This window comes from Mycobacteriales bacterium (assembly GCA_035504215.1).
Classification (GTDB): Bacteria; Actinomycetota; Actinomycetes; order JAFAQI01; family JAFAQI01; genus DATAUK01.
Genome location: DATJSI010000142.1, coordinates 39,688 through 58,224, shown reverse-complemented (window position 1 = coordinate 58,224; position 18,537 = coordinate 39,688). Strand labels below are relative to the sequence as shown.

Below are 18,537 nucleotides of genomic sequence, written 5' to 3'. Positions count from 1 at the left end.
GAGCGCCGGGTTCGGACTCACCGAGGCGATCGCCGGTGGCGCATCGACCGTCAACGAGAAGCTCGCCGTGCCCCCGTCCGGGTTGGTGATGGTGAGGGCGTCGGTGCCAACCGTCGAAGCCGTGACCGACAGGGTCATGCTGGTCGACGTCAGGCCGCTCACCGTCAGCCCACTGCCGTTCGTCTGGCTCACGGTGAGGCCGCTCACGAAACCGGTGCCGGCGATACTCACGCTGATGGTCTGGCCGGCGACCACCTTGTTGGGCGTCGCGCTGTTGACCACCGGCGGCGCGTCCACGGCGAACGACATCGTGTTGCTGGCGCCGCCATCCGGGTTGTAGATGATGACGGTTGCGGGCGTGCCGACCGTGATGCCGGTCAGGCTCAGCGACACCGCGGTCGACGACAGGTAGGTCGCGCTTCCGGTCGCGTTCACCACGACCGGGGTGAAGCCGCTCTGGAAGCCGGAGCCGCCGACCGTGACGCTGAGCGTCTGCCCCGACACCAGGGCGGTGCGGCTGACCGACGTCTCCTTCGGCGCGGTGATCGTCCACGTCGCCGTGGTCAGGTCGGGGTTCGTCATCGTGATCGTCGCCGTGCCACCGTTGGTGGGCCCGGTGAAGTTGGTCAGCGTGACGGAGTCGTCGTTGGCATCGCCGTTGTTGATGCTCTTGCCGGTGACCAAACCGGAGGTGCCGGTCCAGCTCGCGCCGGTCGCCGCGAAGGTCGCGCCGGACTCGAACCCGCCACCGGTGAGAGTCAGGTTCTTCGCGGTCGGTGTCCAGCCTGAGGCCGAGGTGAGGTTCGGCAGCTCCGTGATCGAGGTCTGGAAGTGACCACCGTCGGTGTTGATCACCGAGAGCGTGTAGGTGCCCGGCTGGTCGTAGGTCTGCAGGCAGAAGTCCACCTCGGACCCGCTCGGTTGGTAGATGCTCGCCGACGGAATCGTTCCGCCGCCGGTGGAGATCAAGACCCTGATGTTCGACTTGAGGTACGCGCCGCCGGTGAAGGAGAACAGCGTGCCGGCGTACGTGTTGCCGTTCGTCGTGCAAGAGCTCGCGTCATTGTCGTTGACGACCGTTCCGGACGCCGGGGTGGTCAGCGTGGCCGACGGGGTGCTGATGTTCGTGTTGAACAACGGGTCCGAGCTCGGGTCGATCAGCGTGCTGGTCGAGTAGTTGCATCCGTTCGCACACGTCCCCGCGGAAGTCCACGTCACGTAGACGGAGACCCGGTACTCCTGGGTCGTGGACGACGTCTGGGTCGGCGTGCAGAACCCGGTCGTGTTGTTGTACCAGCACACGTCGATGAACGTGGTCAGGGAGTACGGCACGCTGTTGACGCTCTGGGTGACGGTCAGCGGGACGACCTCGTTGCCGGTGGTCGACGCGGTCGAGTCGTAGTTGCCGGCGTTGGTGGTGTCGTCCTGCGCGCTGATGTTGAGGGCGGTCGCGGCCGCGCTCGAGTAGAGCGCTGTGACCTCGGCCTGGGTCCGCCCGGACACCAGCTTGCTCACCGGCAGGGAGGTGACCGTCTCCATCTGCTGGTTGGCAAGGTAGACCGCTTCTTGATGCTGGCGCTGGTCGTTCACCCCGCGGATGTTGGCCACGAAGAACGCGACGCTCGCCGCTGACACGATCGCGATGATCAGCAGGGCGACCATCATCTCGACCATGGAGAAGCCCTCGTCCGGCCGGGAGCCTGGTCGCAGGGCACGCGAGAAGAAGCGGGTCACGTCGGCTCTATCGGCACGAGCATGGCGATGATTGATAGCCATCTGGGTGGATCGCCCGGTCAACCTGTGACGCTGTCGCCCGGGGTGCCGCCGGTGGTGACCGGACACCCGGTTGCGCCGTTGGGCTGCAGCCCGCCGCCCTGGCTGTCGTAGTACCAGACCTTGGGGTCGCCGGCATGGCTTGCGGACAGGCAGTATCCGTAGTTGCCGATGAAGTCGACCACGGACAGCGTGACGCCGCCGCTCGGCTTGATCGTCGGTTCCTTTGCCTGGATCTCGGCGATCGTCCCGTAGCTGGCGAAGTCGTCGAGGTAGATCTCTTCGAAGTTGGCGAGGTTGCGCAGGTCCTCCTTGGAGGCCGTGTCATAGGCCTTGAGCCGCTGGTTCAGGAAGACCGGGATGGCAATCGCCGCAAGGATGCCAATGATGATGATCACGACAAGCAGCTCAATCAGGGTGAACCCGGCATCGACCTCGTCGGTCTGCGGCCGGTGGTGCGCTGCGATCACTGAGGCCCTCCCCTTTGCGTCCCTCGTCGATCGCCCGATCCGAGCCTGCGGCTATGAGGCTCCGGATACCGAGCAGGTGTAGCCAGAGGTGCTGAGTGGCTGGAGTCCCCCGTTGTTGCTGTCGTAGAACCAGGTGTTTCCGGACGCGGCCGTCGCGGTGATGCAGTAGCCCTTCGACCCGGCAGAGACGATCGTCATCGCCGGCGTGCCCCCGCTGTACTCGCCGGCCTGGGAGAACTTGAAGCCCTCGGCCGATTTCAGCTGGCTGGCGCTGTCGGTGTAGGTGTTGAAGTCGGTGCTGTAGGCCTCTTCGGCGTTGGCGGCGGCGACGAGGTCGGACTTGACCGCCACGTCGTAGCCCTTGTCGCGCTGGCTCAGGAAGACCGGGATCGCGATCGCGGCCAGGACGCCGATGATGATGATGACGACCAGGAGCTCGATCATGCTGAAGCCGGCGTCAGTGGCGTCGGCGGTCCGCTGTTGGGCGGTGCGGAACACGTGATCGCCTCCATTCCGGTTGAGGGTTCCGGGCCCGGTACGGGCCGTACCGGCGGCTTGCAAGCGTTGGAGGCCCGCAGCAGATGCCGCGGGCCTCCAACGACGTTCGGTCAGATCAGCTGGCGCCGCTGACCCCACAGGTGTACGACGACGCCGCCGGCTGAACGCCGCCCGCGCTGCTGTCGTAGAACCACGTGTTGCCCGACGCGGCAACGCCGGTGATGCAGTAGCCCTGGTTCGTGTTGGACACGATGGTCAGAGCCGCAGTGCCACCGTTGTAGTCGCCACCGGCGGAGAACTTGAAGGACTCCTTGGTGGCCAGGTTGCTGGTGCTGTCGGTGTAGGTGTTGAAGTCGGTCAGGTAGGTCTCCTCAGCAGTCGCGGCGGCGACGAGGTCGGACTTGACGGCCGCGTCGTAGCCCTTCTTGCGCTGCTGGAGGAAGACCGGGATCGCGATCGCGGCAAGGATGCCGATGATGATGATCACGACCAGGAGCTCGATGAGAGTGAAGCCACCCTCATTCTCCTCCTGCATCTTGCGGAGTCGAGCGAGCATTGCGGATCCTTCCGTTGTACTTTCGGTGAGCCGCGCTGGTGAGCGCTCCCCCTCTGCGCGGCTCCCCCGAAAGGGTGCCGGCCGAGGCAGCCCGGCTAACTCACGTTGGGAGCTGTGAGTCCCGTAGCTTTGCGACCCCGCCTCACGACGGGTGTGCCCTTGCCTGGCCTTACGGCTCGATGACAAGGGATAGATCGGCTTTCCGCCGACGGACTTGAAGGGCCGGAGGCCTTGTATTTGGCCGAATTCTGTTAGCCCATTCGGCCGCATGCACGAACTGCCGCCACACGACCACGACGCGGCGCCCCGAGCCCGGGGCGCCGCGTACGCAGGGAGGGATACCGCTTGGTTCAGCTTCCGACGTGGTTGTACACGTCGAAGATCGGCAGGTAGAGACAGACGATCATCGAGCCCACGAGGCCACCGAGCACGGCGATCATGATCGGCTCGATCAGAGCGGTCAGTGCCTCAGTGGTCGCCTCGACCTCCTGGTCGTAGAACTCGGCGATCTTGTGCAGCATCGTGTCGAGCGCGCCGGTCTCCTCGCCGACCGCCATCATCTGCACGACCATCGGTGGGAAGACATCGTGCTGGCTCAGCGGCTGGGTGAGCGACTCGCCGTTGCGGACGCTGTCCTGCACGTCGCGCACGGCCGCGGTGATGGTCCAGTTGCCAGTGGTCTCCGAAACGATCTCGAGTGCCTGGAGGATCGGGACGCCTGAGTGGATCATCGTGCCCAGGTTGCGGGCGAACCGCGCGATGGCGACCTTCTGGAACAACATCCCGAACACCGGAAGGCGCAGCTTCCACGGGTCGACGATCCGGCGGACGCGCTCCTGGTGCTTGATCCGCTTCCAGGTCATGAGCCCGGCGATCCCGCCGATGATCATGATCGGCAGGATGAACTTCATCGCATGCGAGATGTCGACCAGCATCTGGGTCGGGGCGGGAAGCTGCGATCCCAGCGAGGAGAAGATCTTCGCGAACGAAGGAACGACGAACGTCAGCATGACGATCAAGGCGATGATCGCGATGCAGCCGACCACGATCGGGTAGGTCATCGCGGCCTTGATCTTCGAGCGGAGCTTGACCTCCGCCTCGTAGTTCTCGGCGATCTGGAGCAGGACCGCGTCGAGGAAGCCACCGATCTCGCCGGCCTTGCAGAGGTTCACCATCAGCGGTGGGAAGACCTTGGGGTGCTTGCCCATCGCGAGGGACAGCGCCGACCCGGCTTCGACCTCGTTGCGAACCTCGCCGATAACCCGCGCGAGCTCCTTGTTCTCGGTCTGCTCCGCCAGGATGGTGAGGGCCCGCATCAGTGACAGGCCGGAGTTGATCATCGTGGCGAACTGCCGCGAGAAGATCGCCAGGTCCTTGAGCTTGACCTTGGTACCCATGCCCGGGATCTTGATCTCGGTCTGCAGGCCCGAGTGCGCCTCGGTCACCGACACCGGGGCGTAGCCCATCGACTTCAGCCGCTGGACGACGGCGGCCTCCGTCTCGGCCGCGAGCTCGCCGTTGACCAGCTTGCCTGATCGGTCGCGGACCGCGTACTTGTACGTCGTGACTGTTGCCATGGTGCGTCCTCTCAGGCCCGGCCGGTCAGCCGGTTGAAGTCCTCGACGTGATGGCACTTGTCGAGCGCGGTCTCGTAGGTGATCCGGCCCGCCTTCACCAGCTCGGCCAGGTGCTGGTCGAGGGTGTGCATCCCGTACCGCGCCCCGGCCTGGAGTGCGGAGTAGATCTGGTGGGTCTTGCCCTCGCGGATCAGGTTGCGGATGGCGGGGGTGGCCACCATGACCTCGGTCGCGACCGCACGCGCCTTGCCGTCGTAGGTCTTGCACAACGTCTGGCAGACGACGCCCTGGATCGCACCGGCGAGCTGGACGCGGATCTGCTGCTGCTGGTGCGACGGGAAGACGTCGATGACCCGGTCGATGGTCTGCGCCGCATCCTGGGTGTGCAGGGTCGCGAACACCAGGTGGCCGGTCTCGGCGGCGGTCAGTGCCACCGAGATGGTCTCGAGGTCACGCATTTCGCCGACCAGGATGATGTCGGGGTCCTGGCGCAGAACGTGCTTCAGGGCGTTCTGGAACGACCAGGTGTCCTCGCCGACCTCGCGCTGGTTGACCAGGCAGGCCTTGTGGCTGTGCAGGAACTCGATCGGGTCCTCGACCGTCATGATGTGGTCGTGCCGCTGGCGGTTGGCCAGGTCGACCAGAGAGGCCAGGGTCGTCGACTTACCGGAACCGGTCGGCCCGGTGACCAGGACGAACCCGCGCGGCAGCATGGCGAAGTTGGCCACGCTCGGCGGGATGCCGAGGTCCTCGAGCGCCTTGATCTCGTAGGGGATGATCCGGAACGCCGCACCGAGGGCGTCCCGCTGGCGGTAGAGGTTGACCCGGAAGCGGGCCCGGCCCGGAAGCGCGAACGCGAAGTCCAGCTCGAGCTCCTCCTCGAAACGCTCCCGCTGCTTCTGGGTGAGAATCGCGTACATCATCCGCTGGATGACCGGAGGCGTGAGGATCGCACGGTCCTCCATCGGGACCAGCGTGCCGTTCATGCGCAACGTCGGGCGCGCGCCCGCTGACAGGTGCAGGTCGGACGCACCGCTGTCCTGGCACTCCACCAGCAGCTCGGAGAGCAAGCCGGCCTCCAGGCCGCTGTCCTCCTCCAGTGCCGCACGCGCATAGCTGGTGTCGAGGTCGACCTGGGGGTTGACCGAGCCGAGCGGAGGCTCGTTCGGCGGCGGAGCCATGGGCGGAGCCATCGGAGGCGCCACTGGCGCAGCCGGCGGCGGCAGCGTAGGAGCCACCGACGGCAGTGGCGCCGCGGCGGCGGGTACCGGGGCCGGGGCAGCCGGCGCGACCGACGGCGCAACGGGCGCCACCGACGGCAGGAGCGTGGCGGGCGGCGCGGACGGTGAGGTCACCGTGCCGCCGTCCGGCGACCACCCCGGGTCGAGCGGGCTTAGGCCGACCGGCGGAGCCGATTCCGACGAAACCATCGGCGGAATGGACGAAGCGTCGTTGCCCTGAGTCTCCACCTGCATATCCCCTCGTGTGAGGTCGTCCGCGAGCAGCGAGACCGCTCCCGCCTCAGGTCTGCATCGGCCTGCTTCCGCCCGGTCTTGAGAAAACGGGCGCTCGCCCGATCGGCCGAATGGCTCAGACCACGACGCGGAGAATCTCCTCCAGTGACGTGACGCCGGCCACGGCCTTGTCCATCCCGTCGAGGCGCAGTAGTCGCATCCCCTGCTCCCGTGCGGTACGGCCGATCTCGATCGCCGAGGCTCGTGCCACCGTGAGCCGCTCGATGTCCTCGCTCACGGTCATCACCTCGTGCAGCGCGAGCCGGCCGCGGTAGCCGGTCTTCGAGCAGGCCGAGCACCCGACTGCGCGGTAGAGCGTCGGCAGCGGCTCGCCGTCCTCCCAGGGGAACTGCGCCGAGCGCAGCACCGAGGGCTCCGGCGTGTAGGGCTCCTTGCACTTCTCACACAGCCGCCGGGCGAGCCGCTGCGCGAGAACGGAGTCAAGCGCCGAACCGACCAGGAACGGCTCGATCCCCATCTCGACCAGTCGGGTCATCGCCGAAGGCGCGTCGTTGGTGTGCAAGCTGGTGAGCACGAGGTGACCGGTGAGGGCGGCCTCGATCGCGATCTGGGCCGTCTCGTGGTCCCGGATCTCACCAATGAGGACGACGTCGGGGTCGGAACGCAGGATCGACCGGAGTGCAGTCGCGAAGGTCAGGCCCGCCTTCGGGTTGGTCTGAACCTGGTTGATCCCGGCAATTCGGTACTCAACGGGGTCCTCGACCGTGATCACGTTGATCTCCGGCCGGCTGACGATGTTCAGCGTCGCGTAGAGCGTCGTGGACTTCCCGGATCCGGTCGGTCCCGTCACGAGGATCATCCCGTACGGCTTCTGGAAGCTCACCGAGTACCGCTCGTAGTTGCCGTCGCTGAACCCGAGATCGGACAGGTTCAGCATCGCGGTCGAGTTGTCCAGCACTCGCATGACGACCTTTTCGCCCCACACCGTGGGAAGCGTCGCCACCCGCAGGTCGATCTTCTTCCCGCTCACGGTGACCGAGAGCCGGCCGTCCTGCGGGATCCGGCGCTCGGCGATGTTGATGTCCGCCATGATCTTCAGGCGGCTGGTCACGCCGGACTGGATGTTGCGAGGCGAGCGCATGATCTCGTGCAGCACGCCGTCGATGCGGAACCGCACGCGCAGGTCCCGCTCGGTCGGCTCGAGGTGGATGTCCGAGGCCCGGTCGTTGATCGCCTGCGTGATCAGCAGGTTGACGAACTTGACGATCGGGGCGTCCTCGACGACCTCTTTGAGGTTGTCGAGCCCGGTGTCCTCTTCCTCATCGAGGGCCATCGTGAGGTCATCGAGGTCGGAGTCCGCGCGGTGGAAGCGGTTGATCGCCGCGCTGACGTCGGACTTGGTCGCGACGACCGGCTTGACCTCGATGCCGGTGATCGAGCGGATGTCGTCGAGCGCGAAGACGTTCGCCGGGTCCGACATCGCGACCAGCAGCTTGCCGTCCTCGAACCCGATCGGGAGCGCGTTGTAGCGGCGGCAGACGATCGGGGGCACGGTCGACAGCGCCGAGCCGTCGATCGGGAACTCCGTGAGGTCGACGAAGCGCATGCCGATCTGCTGGGCGAGCGCTGCGACCAGTTGGCTCTCGGTGAGCACGCCGCGGTCGACCAGGACGCGACCGAGGGCGCGCCCGACGCGCTGGTGCTCGTCGTAGGCGTCGGCGAGCTGGTCCTCAGTGACCAGGCCGTCCTCGACCAGGATGTCGCCGAGCTGCTTCACGCCTTACCCCCGCTGGTCGAGTGGTGGACGACGGACCGCGATGCGCTGGATCCGATCGGCAGCGACTGCTTGAAGTCGCCGTTGTGGGCGACGCCGGCGGCCACTGCGAGCAGCGCCACACCGACGAGGACTGCTCCGGAAAGCAGCCGGGCACCCGGGCGGCCGGTCGCGGCCGCCCGTTCTGCGGCCGAGCCATCGGCAGGCGCGGCCCAGCGCGCCGCGGCGACCAGCCCGGCAAGGATCGCGACGACCTCGAAGTCGGCTGCGTAGGACCAGTCGAAGTCAACTGCCGAGTGGACGAGCAGCGCACCGAGGCAGAGCGGAACGACGAACCCGCCGGTCGAGAAGTCGCGGCGTCGAACCGCGCCGATCAGCGCTGCGACGACGTACCACGAGATCGCCGCAAGAGCGAGCAGGAAGGGTACGCCGAGCAGCAGCCCGCCGTCCGAGAGCGCCTGCAGGTACCCGTTGTGGGCGAGCGGCGAGAGCGACCAGGTGGGCGGGACGTGACCCACGGCAGCGGACGCCAGCGAGTGGTAGCCACCGCCGACCAGCGGGTGCCGGCGGAACACAGTGAGCGCCTCGCGCCAGAACTCCAGCCGGTAGCTGCCGTTCTGGCCGAGGGACTGTCCCGCGGCTCGGCCGGCGGTGCCGGCGAAGGGCAGCGAGCGGTGCGGGAAGAACGGCGGCCCACCGATGACCCAGACCGCGAAGCCGACGACCGCGGCTCCGATCGCGAGCCGCTTCGCGCCCACCCGGCCGCGGCCCCACACGGCCCCGACCGCGACGCAGCCGATGGCAACGGCGAAGCAGGCGATGGCGGCCCGGCTCGTGGAGTAGACCATCCCGATGCTGCCGAGCGCGGCGCCCACCAGCCCGAACAGCGCCAGCGGCCCCGAGCGCCGCAGCCAGTACGACAGACCGATGACCGTGCCGGCCAGCATGAACGCAGCAAACGGGTCGTACCAGTAGAACGTCCCGCTGATCGGGACGCTGGCGTCGGTGCCACCCCACCAGGCCATCCAGGACTCGGCGAGCTCGATGAGGACTCCCCCGACCACCAGCAGCAGGACGAGGTTCCGCAGCTTGGGTGACCGTACGACCGCGGCGGCAACCGCGATCGTGGTCCAGCTCGCGCAGACGTAGCTGGCGGCGGTCGGCGCACCAGCCCAGCCGGTGGGAGCGAGCACGGCGACGCCGAATGCCGCCACGCTGATCGCCAGCGCGAGCCAGACCGCAGGGCGCGGCAGCACCCGTTCGGGCCGGCTGGCGAGGACCGCGAGTGCGGTCAGGATGGCGCCGCCGGTCACGGCGCCCGCACCCCGGCCGCCTTCGAGGCGCGGGGCGAGCAACAGCCACCAGGTGCAGGCGGCGAGCGCCGCGGCGGCCGGCAGGTTTCCGGCCAGCAGAGCAAGCACGCGCGACGAACGCTCGGGCGCGTGCGAGGGAGGGGCCACAGCGGTCGTGGGCGACGCTGCGACCACAGCTGGGGTCACGCTGTGGCATCGGCGCGATTACGCCGCTTCTTGACCCTCAGTGAGCGGCGCTGTCACGGGTCAGAAGGCGGACGTACTGCCGGCCGACATCGGTCCAGGAGTACCGTTCGGCGGCCCGCCGCCGGGTCGCTGTGCGGAGCGTCTCGAGCTCGCCGGGATCGAGCCGGTCGACCCGCTCGATCAGGCCGGTGAGATCGGCTTCGTCGGCGAAGTACCAGGCCTGCGGGCCGGCCACCTCCCGGTTCTCCGGGGTGTCCAGGACCAGGCACAGGTTGCCGGCGCCCATCGCCTCGATCAACGCCGGATGGGTCCCGCCCACCTCCGTCGCGTGGATGTAGCAACGGGCGTTGCTCTGCAGCGCGACGTACGCCTCGCCGAAGACCGCGCCGGGCAGGACGGCGGTGGGCGCCGCGGCGGCGCGAACCGCGCGCTCGAGAGCCGGGTCGTAGGTCGATCGGCCGAGCATCACCAGGCCGAGCCCGGTCCGGGCTCGTGCGTGCGCCCGGGCGACCAGCTCGGGGTTGTTCTCCACCTCCCAACGCGCGACGTAGAGCACGAAGCGGTCCGGCCGGACACCGACGTCAGCCGCAAGCGGCTGCCCGCGCGGCACGAGGTCCGCGCCGTACGGAACCATGACCGAGTCGGTGTCGTGGCGCACGTGGTAGTAGGTGCGCACCTCGTCCGCGTCGGTCACGACGACGTCGGCCATTCGCACGGTGAGCCACTCGCCGAACCGGTACCAGGTCCGCCCGACGATCCCCCACTTGCGTCGCCGCCACTCCAGCCCGTCGACGTTGAGCAGCACGCGCCTCCCGCTCAGCCGCAACAGTGGTAGCGCGGGCGCGTTCGCGGAGTTGCACAGCACGACGTCGCGGATCCGCGTCCGGGTCACCAGATGAACCGTGGACAGCAACGTGTGCACGACCGTGTCGAGGTATTTCGTCGGGATCGTCGGCAGGGTGACCAGCCGCACTCCCTGCCAGCTGCTGCCGGCCGTCGCATGGTGTCGACGGCAGTAGACGGTCACCTCGATACCCTGCTCGGTCAGGTAGAGCGCCAGCCGCTCGGCGAAGGTTTCGAAGCCGCCGTAGTTCGCCGGGATCCCGCGGGTGCCGACGATCGCGACCCGGCGGACCCGCTTGTGGGCACGGGTCCGCACCGCACGTCTGCGCGGCGCCATGCCGGCGGCTCTCAGCAGCGGTACGCCGTACAGCATCGCGACGCTCGCGACTCGCGACTCCAGGCCGGACAGCCCGGGCGCGAGCAGGACGTCCACGCCCTCGCCGGAGAGCGCAGCGGCCAGCCGCCCGACCGTCACCGGATCGGCGTCGGCGGTCAGGATCAGGCCGTCGAGCCGGAGGCTCCTCGCCTCGGCGAGCAGCGCGTCCGGAGCGAGGTTCCTCGGCAGAATGCTGACCACGCTGAACGGCGTGCCGGCGGCACGGGTGAGGTCGGCCAGGAGCCGGCGTCCCGCGGCGTCGTCGCCGACCAGCGCGTAGCGCTCGAGCGCGATGCCGAACGGGACGAGCATGCGCCGCCCGGCGCGCAGGACCGAGCGCGAGGCGATGGCGAACAGCAAGAGCGCAAGCGTGACCAGACCGATCCACGATCGCGACAGCGCGCCGTGGAAGTTGAACTGGTTGACGAGGAAGACGGCGAGTCCGACCGCGACCGCGGACTCGACCGCCGGCTCGACCGTGGACTGGCCGGGCCGGAGCACGTCGCGGCGGTAGAGCCCGGCGGCCCGGCCGGCGATGACCGAGCCGACCGCAAGGCCGACCGTCATCGCTTGGTAGCGCACGACGTAGAACCCGGGCAGGCTCGTGGCACCGAAGCGCAGCGAGTACGCGACGTAGCCGGCCAGCACTCCGAGCCCGAGGTCGACGACCGCCAGCAGGAAGTCGGCGCGCCGCCGGAAGGCAAACAACGCGCGCACGCCTGAAACCTACTGGCGCGAGCGCGCAGATCGGTGCAGCCGACGCTCTTCGGGCGTCCCCGCCCGCTAGCGTGGGCGCGTGAGCGGCCAGCGGGTTCCCGGCGGGGTGGTGCACAAGCTTCCCGCCGATCTGCGCACGGCGCTCATCACCAACGCGGTCGCACTCGACCGGTGGAAGGACATCACCCCGCTGGCGCGCAACGAGTTCATCTGCTGGGTCGAGGACGCGAAGCAGGACCACACGCGGGAACGCCGGATCAGGCGGACCCAGGAAGAGCTCGAGGAGGGCATGCGGCGGCCGTGCTGCTGGCCGGGGTGCAGCCACCGTGAGCGCACCGGCAGGTAGCCGGCCGAACAGTTCGGATACCGGGTGAGCGAGTCGGGGGACGCAGCCGACATCCCCACCCGGCGGCTGCTGTCGCTGACCGCGTCGGCGTTCGTGGTTCTTGCCGCCGAGCCCACCTATCTCCTCGTCGACACGGCCGTGGTCGGCCATCTCGGCACCCGCCCGCTCGCCGCGCTCGGGATCGCGGTCGCCGTCGTGGCTCTCCTCCTGGTCGTCGGCGACTTCGTGGAGTACGGCACCACCGGGCGAGTGGCTCGCGCGTACGGCGCCGGCCGGCTCGACCTCGCGCGTGCCGAAGGTGTGCAGGCCTCGTGGCTGGCGCTGCTCACCGGCATCGTGCTTGCCGGTGCGGGCGAGCTGTTCGCGGTGCCGCTCGCCCACGTGTTGGCCGGCAGCCGGGTCGCGGTGCGGTCCGATGCCGTCGAGTGGTTGCGGATCGGTCTCGCCGGCCTCCCTGGGGTGCTCGTCGTACTGGCCGGGAACGGCTGGATGCGCGGCGTGCAACGCACCCGCCAGCCGGTGGTGTTCGTACTGGCCGCGAACGCGGTGTCGGCCACGCTCTGCCCGTTGCTCGTCTACACCGCGGGCCTGGGCCTGCGAGGGTCAGCGATGGCGAACCTGGCCGGGCAGGTGGTCGGCGCGGTGCTGTTCATCGCCGCGCTGGAGGGTCCCAAGCGGGTCGTCTGGCCGACCATTCGCAAGCAGCTGGGCGTCGGCCGCGACCTCGTGATCCGTAACGCCGGGTTCCAGGCGTCGTTCCTCACCGCAGCCGCGGTGGCGGCGCGGATGGGTACGGCGCAGCTGGCCGCTCATCAGGTCGGGATGCAGATCGACGAGTTCACCGCGTTGCTGCTCGACTCGGTGGCGATCGCCGCGCAGTCCCTCGTGGGCGCGGCACTGGGCGGCGGCGACGCGGCGGCTGCCCGCCGGGTGACCTGGCGGATCGCTCGATGGGGCGCGTGGGCCGGTGTGGCCTTCGCGGTCGGATATGCCGCGCTGTGGTGGCCGGTGCCGAGAATCTTCAGCGGAGCCCCGGCGGTCATCCATCAGATGCACGTGATGTGGCCGTGGTTCTGCGTGCTGTGGCTGCCGGCGGGCGTGTTGTTCGCACTCGACGGCGTCCTCATCGGCGCCGGGGACGTGCGGTTCATGGCCCTGCTCACGCTTGTCGCCGGTATCGGCGCCTTCGTGCCGATCGACCTTGCCGCGCTGCACTTCCACTGGGGGCTCGGTGGCGTGTGGGCCGGCCTGCTGGCGTTCTACCTGGTCCGGCTCGCGGGCATGCTCGTGCGGACCCAGGGCATCCGCTGGCAGGTGCTCGGCGCGGAGTAACCCGCGCGACGCGCTGGTCCGGCGCACCGCATGCCACGGGAACCCCGGCTCGCGGCGGTTATGTTTTTCGGCGTGGCAGCACGTCAGCCGGGCCGCCGGCGATGACCTTTCTGATCGACGTGCACCACGTCGGAGGTCGCCAGACCGGGAACGAGACCTGGGCCGCGAACATCGCCCGCGAGCTGGCCACTTCGCCCGGCGTCGAGCCACTCGCCTTCGCGGCCACCGCCGCCGGCTGCGACGAGGTCGCCGCGCTCACCGGGCGGACCCCGCGCATCGTGTCCGCCCGCGCGATCCGCCGGGTTGCCGTCGACCTGCCGCGGGTGGCGAGCAGCGTCCGCGCGGCGGCGTTGCTCGTGCATTACACGATGCCGCTGACCCGGCGCCCGTGCGTGGTCGTCGTTCACGACCTCTCGCCGTTCGACCCGGACAGCACCGACTGGCTGCCGGCTGCCTTCAGGGCCCGGGTGCGGGCGTCGATCCGGCGTAGCGCGCGGTCGGCGGCCGCGCTTCTCGTCCCGTCGGAGTTCACCCGGCAGGGCGTCATCGAGAGGTTCGGCGTCGATCCTGACCGGGTCTCCGTCGCGCCGAACGCCGTCGACCCGGGCCTGGCCCAGCTCATCGACGCCGTACCTCGCTCCGAAGGACGCAGCGGCACGAACCGGGTGCTCGTTGTCGGCAACGTCCTCCCGCGCAAGAACCTCGGCACGGTGGCTGCCGCGGTTGCTGCCCTGCGCGCTACCGGCCTGGAGATCGAGCTGCGGGTCGTCGGCCGGGTGCCGGACGCCGGGCGTGAGATCGAGCGGGACCTGCGCCACCGGCTCGGCGAGGCGGTCTCCTTCACCGGGTACGTCAGCCCGGCACAGCTGGCGGCCGAGTACGTCGCCGCCGACCTGCTCGCGTTTCCCTCCCTCTTCGAAGGCTTCGGCATCCCGGTGCTGGAGGCGATGTACGCCGGTATCCCCGTCATCGTGAGCCACGCCGGGAGCCTGCCGGAAGTGGCCGGTGACGCCGGGCTGGTCGTCCCGTCCCTCGACGTCGACGGCTGGCGCGCCGCGATCGGTGACCTCCTCGACGACGCCCCGCGGCGTCGCGAGCTCGTCGCAGCCGGTCACCGGCGAGTTGCGGAGTACAGCTGGGCGGCGAGCGCGGCCGCGGCGCTCGACGCGCTGCGGACCGCCGGCGGAACCACCGGTTCAACGGTGGGAACGGCGACCTCATGACGGCGCCGGCGTCCGCGGATCTCGACCTCACCGTGATCCTCGTCAACTACCGCAGCCTGGGAAACGTCGAGGCCCGGCTGCGCTCCGACGCCCTGTCCGGGCAACACGTGATCGTCGTCGACAACGGCGACGACCCGGACGGCGTGAAGCGGGTCTGCGGCGCTCATGACGCGACCGCGCTGCTGCTGGGTCAGAACCTCGGTTTCGCCGCGGCGGTCAACCGTGCAGTCGACTCGGCAGGGGCGCCGGCGACCCGGCCGTGGCTGCTGCTGAACCCCGACGTGGATCTCGACCGGACCCAGCTGGCGACCCTCGCCCTGCACCTGCAGCCGGGTGTCACCGGTGTCGCGCCACTGCTCGCGGGCGCGGACGGCCGGCTGCAGGTCGGTGCGGCCGGCGGCCCACTCACCCTCGGTTCGGTCACCGCGTACTTCCTGTTCCTCAGCCACCTGCTGCCGTGGCTGCATGGCATGTTCCTGACCCGCCGGCAGTCCACGCGCGCCCAGGACGTCGACTGGTTGTGCATGGCCTGCCTGCTGCTCGCACCCGATGCGTTCGAACGCTTCGGCCCGGTTCCGGAGGATGAGCTGGTGTACGCCGAGGACGTCGCGTGGGGCACGGCAGCGACCGTGCGAGGTGCACGCTTCCGGCTGGCGCCCGAGGTGACGGTTCGCCACGATCGCGGTAGCTCAGGCGCGGGTGCACGCTGGATCGGTGCGCTCGAACGGTTGTGCCGACGCCGGCTCGGCGGGTGGCGGGGGCGTGCTGCTATCGCCGCCATCAGGGTTGGCCTCGGCGTCCGCCGAGCGCTCGGGAGGACGGTCACATGACCGGTCGCAAGCCACCTCGCCCGGACCGCGACGAGCAGCGCCAGGAGGAGGTGTGGTCCTCGCTCGGAGCCGACGATCCGGACTGGGCCGTGCTGACCGTTCGCGACCGTCGCCATCGCGGGTGGGAAGACGACCTGTCCGAGTTCTACGAGACCGGTGAGGCCGCGGTCTCCGAGTGCCTTGAGCTTGCCCGGCCGACCGGTGCGGCGCGTGCTCTGGACTACGGCGCGGGCACCGGGAGGCTGTCGTTCGCCCTCGCCAAACGGTTCGCGCATGTCACCGCCGTCGATATCTCCCCCGGCATGCGCAAGACGCTGAACGAACGGGCTGCCGCGGCCGGCATCACCAATGTCACGACCGTCGCGCCGTCGGAGGTCGACGAGCACGGCGAACACGACTTCGCAGTGTCGCTGCTGGTCCTCCAGCATCTGCCCGACCTCCAGGCGGTCGACGCCGCGGTCGGCGTCATCGCGGGCGCACTCCGGCCCGGTGGAGTCGCGGTGATCGAGCTGCCGGAGCGCGTGAAGACCTGGCGGGCTCGCATCCAGCCCCGGTTTCGGGCTTACCGGTTGCTGCGCACACTGGGCTGGTCGCACCAACGTCTCCATCGACGGGGGCTGTCCGGAATCTCCATGCTCGTGGTTCCGGCGCCGCAGGCCGAGCGGCTCCTCGTCGGCAACGGCCTTCAGGTCCTGACCCATGCGACGAGCGGCGACGACGGCTACGACTATGCGCGCTGGGTGGTGCGTCGTGACGGATAGCCCGGCGGATTCGGGGCACGAGGTCGAGCGTGCAGTCCGGCCCGAGACGACGGCAGTGGTCATCAGCCACAACCATGCGGCGTACATCACCGAGTGCCTCGAGTCGGTCCGCGACCAGACCGTGCCGCCGAACCACCTGGTCTTCGTCGACGACGGCTCGTCGGACGCGTCCTTCGACGTCGGCACCCGCTTTGTCGAGCAGCACTTCCCGAGCCACCAGCTGATCGGGCATCCACAGCCGGTCGGCCTGTGCCGCAGCCTGAACGAGGCATTGGCACACAGTCGCGGGGACTACCTGCACACGATCGCGGCGGACGACTACTGGATGCCGGGCAAGACCGAAGTCCAGCTCGGCGCCTTCGCCCGCGCACCCGACCAGACCGTGGTCGTCTACGGCGACGCGCTGTTGATCGCCGAGGACGGAGCGCCACTCGGTGGCACCTTCCTCGAGCGCTTCGTTCCCGACGGGCTCCCGCCGGACGACCGGTTCTTCCGCACGCTGTTGAGGCGGAACTTCCTGCCGGCCATGGCGACGATGATCCGCCGCGATGCCCTCGTCGAAGTAGGCGGCTGGGACGAGGACCTGTTCTACGAGGACTGGGACATGTGGTTGCGGCTGGCTTGTCGGTGGCCGTTCGCTCATCACGAGGACGTGGTAGCCGCGTACCGCTACCTTCCGACTTCGATGTCGAATGCAAGAGCCGAGGAGATGTGGCTCAGCAAGCTGGTGATCTCCCGCAAATGGGCAGGACTGTCGCTTCGGGCGGACGCGGGCGCCCTGCTTCGCTCGCTGCGCCCCAGCCTGCGCCGGGCTCGCCACGGCGACTGGGCCTATGCGCGGCAGTGGGGCGGGCTATTGACGGAGGTCGGGACCAGGCGGTTGCGAAGGACGCGCCCGGTCGGCTGAGCTCAGGGCATCGACAGTGCCTGCTCGCCGACGACGCGACACGCATCAACCGTTGTGTCGATGACGGTAGAGACCTCGTCATCGGAGAGGTACGGCGCAAGCGGCAGGCTGAGCACCTCGCGATGGATGGCCTCGCTGACCGGGAAGCTTCCGACCCCCTTCCCCATCGACGCGTACGCGCCTTGCAGGTGCGGCGGGATCGGATAGTGGATCAGCGTGCCGATGCCCCGCGCCGTGAGCTCGCGTTGCAGATCATCTCGACGGGGATGCCGCACGACGAACAGATGCCAGGCGTGACGTCCTTCGCTGGGTGCGCTGGGCAGCATCAGGCCGTTCGAGGCAAGTCCGGAAAGGTAGGCCCGCGCGATCCGCCCGCGCTGCTGCACCCACTCGTCGAGATGGCGCAGCTTCACCCGGAGCAACGCCGCCTGCAGCTCGTCGAGCCGACTGTTGACGCCGAGCCGGTCATTGACGTACTTGCTCGTCGTCCCGTAGTTGCGAAGCGCCCGCAGGGCAGCGGCAGTGTCGTCGTCATCCGTCGTCACTGCACCTGCGTCACCGACCGCGCCGAGGTTCTTAGTCGGGTAGAAGCTCCATGCCGTCGCATCCGCGAGCGCACCGACCCGCCCCCCGGCACATTCGGCGCCATGCGCCTGCGCGGCGTCGTCCAGGACCTTGACGCCGGCCGCGGTCGCGGTCCTGCGAATCTCCGGTACGTCGGCCGGCCGGCCGTAGAGATGCACGGGCAGGACCACCGACGTGCGCTCGGTCAGGGCATCGGCAACCGCGGCCGCTTCGAGGTTGAAGCTCGACTCCGACGGCTCAACCGGCACCAAGGTGGCGCCACACCGCGTCACGGCTAGCCAGGTCGCGATATAGGTGTTCGACGGGACGACGACCTCGTGTCCCGGACCGACGCCCCAGGCCTGCAGGCACAGCGTCATCGCATCGAGCCCGTTGCCGACGCCCACACAGTGCTTGGCGCCGACGTAGGCGGCGAACTCCGCTTCGAACGCCTCGACCTGGGGGCCGAGGACGAACCAGCCGCTGTCGATGACCTCGGCCGCGGCCTGTGCCAACTCGTCGCGAATCGCAGCGTCGGCGCGCGCCAACTCCAGGAACGGAACCCGGATCACTGCACGGACAGCGCGATCGCGCGCCACTCGTCGTAGTCGCGGTGGTAGTCGTCCTCGTCGTAGAAGTCGGAGCACAGGACCAGGCACACGGAGCCGGACGAGAAGTTGTCGATGTCGCGCCAGATCATGCCCGGAATGTAGAGCCCCGTGTAGGACCGGTTGAGATGGAACCGCTCCTGGTTGCGTCCGTCGTCGACGACGACGTCGAAGCTGCCGGACGCCGCGATGATGACCTGCTGCAGCGTCTTGTTGGCGTGACCGGCTCGGGACTCCCCTCCTGGTACGTCGTACAGGTAGAAGACCCGGACGATGTCGAACGGGAGATGGCGACCGGACTCGATGAAGGTGAGGTTGCCGCGCGGATCCTGGATCCGGGGCAGGTTGAGGACCAGACAGTCATTCGTCGTCGGTGCCACCACGACTCCCCGGCTCCGGTCCAGCACT

General features: G+C 69.1%; 17 protein-coding genes and 1 riboswitch. Of the genes, 6 read left to right on the top strand and 11 right to left on the bottom strand.

The genetic code is table 11. The features are described 5' to 3' along the window. From VME70_16740 to VME70_16700, 9 genes are all read right to left on the bottom strand, one after another. Positions 1 to 1,734 (bottom strand): prepilin-type N-terminal cleavage/methylation domain-containing protein (locus VME70_16740; protein HTW21845.1); only part of this gene is annotated, 1,734 nt, incomplete at its 3' end. A gap of 59 nt (positions 1,735 to 1,793) precedes the next feature. Next, positions 1,794 to 2,243: a prepilin-type N-terminal cleavage/methylation domain-containing protein gene (locus tag VME70_16735; protein ID HTW21844.1), complete on the bottom strand. Its 450-nt coding sequence runs from the start codon at positions 2,241 to 2,243 to the stop codon at positions 1,794 to 1,796. Positions 2,244 to 2,294: 51 nt separating this feature from the next. Beyond that, a complete protein-coding gene (locus tag VME70_16730; GenBank protein ID HTW21843.1) occupies positions 2,295 to 2,741 on the bottom strand; it encodes a prepilin-type N-terminal cleavage/methylation domain-containing protein in 447 nt (148 codons plus the stop codon). Positions 2,742 to 2,856: 115 nt separating this feature from the next. Then, positions 2,857 to 3,297, bottom strand: coding sequence for a prepilin-type N-terminal cleavage/methylation domain-containing protein (locus tag VME70_16725; protein HTW21842.1), 441 nt, complete (start codon positions 3,295 to 3,297; stop codon positions 2,857 to 2,859). A gap of 82 nt (positions 3,298 to 3,379) precedes the next feature. Continuing rightward, positions 3,380 to 3,465: riboswitch (cyclic di-GMP riboswitch) on the bottom strand. 182 nt (positions 3,466 to 3,647) lie between these two features. Next, complete coding sequence (locus VME70_16720) at positions 3,648 to 4,874, bottom strand: type II secretion system F family protein (GenBank protein ID HTW21841.1); 1,227 nt, start codon at positions 4,872 to 4,874, stop codon at positions 3,648 to 3,650. Between the two features lie 11 nt (positions 4,875 to 4,885). Beyond that, positions 4,886 to 6,055: a type IV pilus twitching motility protein PilT gene (locus VME70_16715; GenBank protein ID HTW21840.1), complete on the bottom strand. Its 1,170-nt coding sequence runs from the start codon at positions 6,053 to 6,055 to the stop codon at positions 4,886 to 4,888. A gap of 409 nt (positions 6,056 to 6,464) precedes the next feature. Then, on the bottom strand, positions 6,465 to 8,126 hold the full coding sequence (locus VME70_16710) for an ATPase, T2SS/T4P/T4SS family (protein HTW21839.1): 1,662 nt from the start codon (positions 8,124 to 8,126) through the stop codon (positions 6,465 to 6,467). Beyond that, positions 8,123 to 9,544: an O-antigen ligase family protein gene (locus VME70_16705; protein HTW21838.1), complete on the bottom strand. Its 1,422-nt coding sequence runs from the start codon at positions 9,542 to 9,544 to the stop codon at positions 8,123 to 8,125. Before VME70_16705 ends, VME70_16710 begins: the two co-directional genes overlap by 4 nt. Positions 9,545 to 9,659: 115 nt before the next feature. Further along, positions 9,660 to 11,558, bottom strand: coding sequence for a DUF1972 domain-containing protein (locus VME70_16700; GenBank protein ID HTW21837.1), 1,899 nt, complete (start codon positions 11,556 to 11,558; stop codon positions 9,660 to 9,662). A gap of 79 nt (positions 11,559 to 11,637) precedes the next feature. On the opposite strand from VME70_16700, the gene VME70_16695 reads away from it, so the two are divergent. The 6 genes from VME70_16695 to VME70_16670 all read left to right on the top strand — a co-directional run bounded on the left by VME70_16695 (position 11,638) and on the right by VME70_16670 (position 16,957). Continuing rightward, a complete protein-coding gene (locus tag VME70_16695) occupies positions 11,638 to 11,904 on the top strand; it encodes a YdeI/OmpD-associated family protein (GenBank protein ID HTW21836.1) in 267 nt (88 codons plus the stop codon). A 24-nt stretch (positions 11,905 to 11,928) separates the two neighbouring features. Next, positions 11,929 to 13,236 (top strand): MATE family efflux transporter, encoded by a 1,308-nt coding sequence (locus tag VME70_16690; protein HTW21835.1) that lies wholly within the window; start codon positions 11,929 to 11,931, stop codon positions 13,234 to 13,236. 101 nt (positions 13,237 to 13,337) lie between these two features. Further along, on the top strand, positions 13,338 to 14,459 hold the full coding sequence (locus VME70_16685; GenBank protein ID HTW21834.1) for a glycosyltransferase family 1 protein: 1,122 nt from the start codon (positions 13,338 to 13,340) through the stop codon (positions 14,457 to 14,459). Beyond that, a complete protein-coding gene (locus tag VME70_16680) occupies positions 14,456 to 15,289 on the top strand; it encodes a hypothetical protein (protein HTW21833.1) in 834 nt (277 codons plus the stop codon). Before VME70_16685 ends, VME70_16680 begins: the two co-directional genes overlap by 4 nt. Then, complete coding sequence (locus tag VME70_16675) at positions 15,286 to 16,050, top strand: class I SAM-dependent methyltransferase (protein HTW21832.1); 765 nt, start codon at positions 15,286 to 15,288, stop codon at positions 16,048 to 16,050. Before VME70_16680 ends, VME70_16675 begins: the two co-directional genes overlap by 4 nt. Next, on the top strand, positions 16,040 to 16,957 hold the full coding sequence (locus VME70_16670; protein HTW21831.1) for a glycosyltransferase: 918 nt from the start codon (positions 16,040 to 16,042) through the stop codon (positions 16,955 to 16,957). The genes VME70_16675 and VME70_16670 overlap by 11 nt, the downstream gene beginning before the upstream one ends. A gap of 2 nt (positions 16,958 to 16,959) precedes the next feature. On the opposite strand, the gene VME70_16665 is transcribed toward VME70_16670, so the two are convergent. Both VME70_16665 and VME70_16660 read right to left on the bottom strand, forming a co-directional pair. Beyond that, positions 16,960 to 18,093, bottom strand: coding sequence for a DegT/DnrJ/EryC1/StrS family aminotransferase (locus tag VME70_16665; protein ID HTW21830.1), 1,134 nt, complete (start codon positions 18,091 to 18,093; stop codon positions 16,960 to 16,962). Next, positions 18,090 to 18,536, bottom strand: coding sequence for an FdtA/QdtA family cupin domain-containing protein (locus VME70_16660; GenBank protein HTW21829.1), 447 nt, complete (start codon positions 18,534 to 18,536; stop codon positions 18,090 to 18,092). The genes VME70_16665 and VME70_16660 overlap by 4 nt, the downstream gene beginning before the upstream one ends. Position 18,537 lies beyond the last annotated feature (1 nt).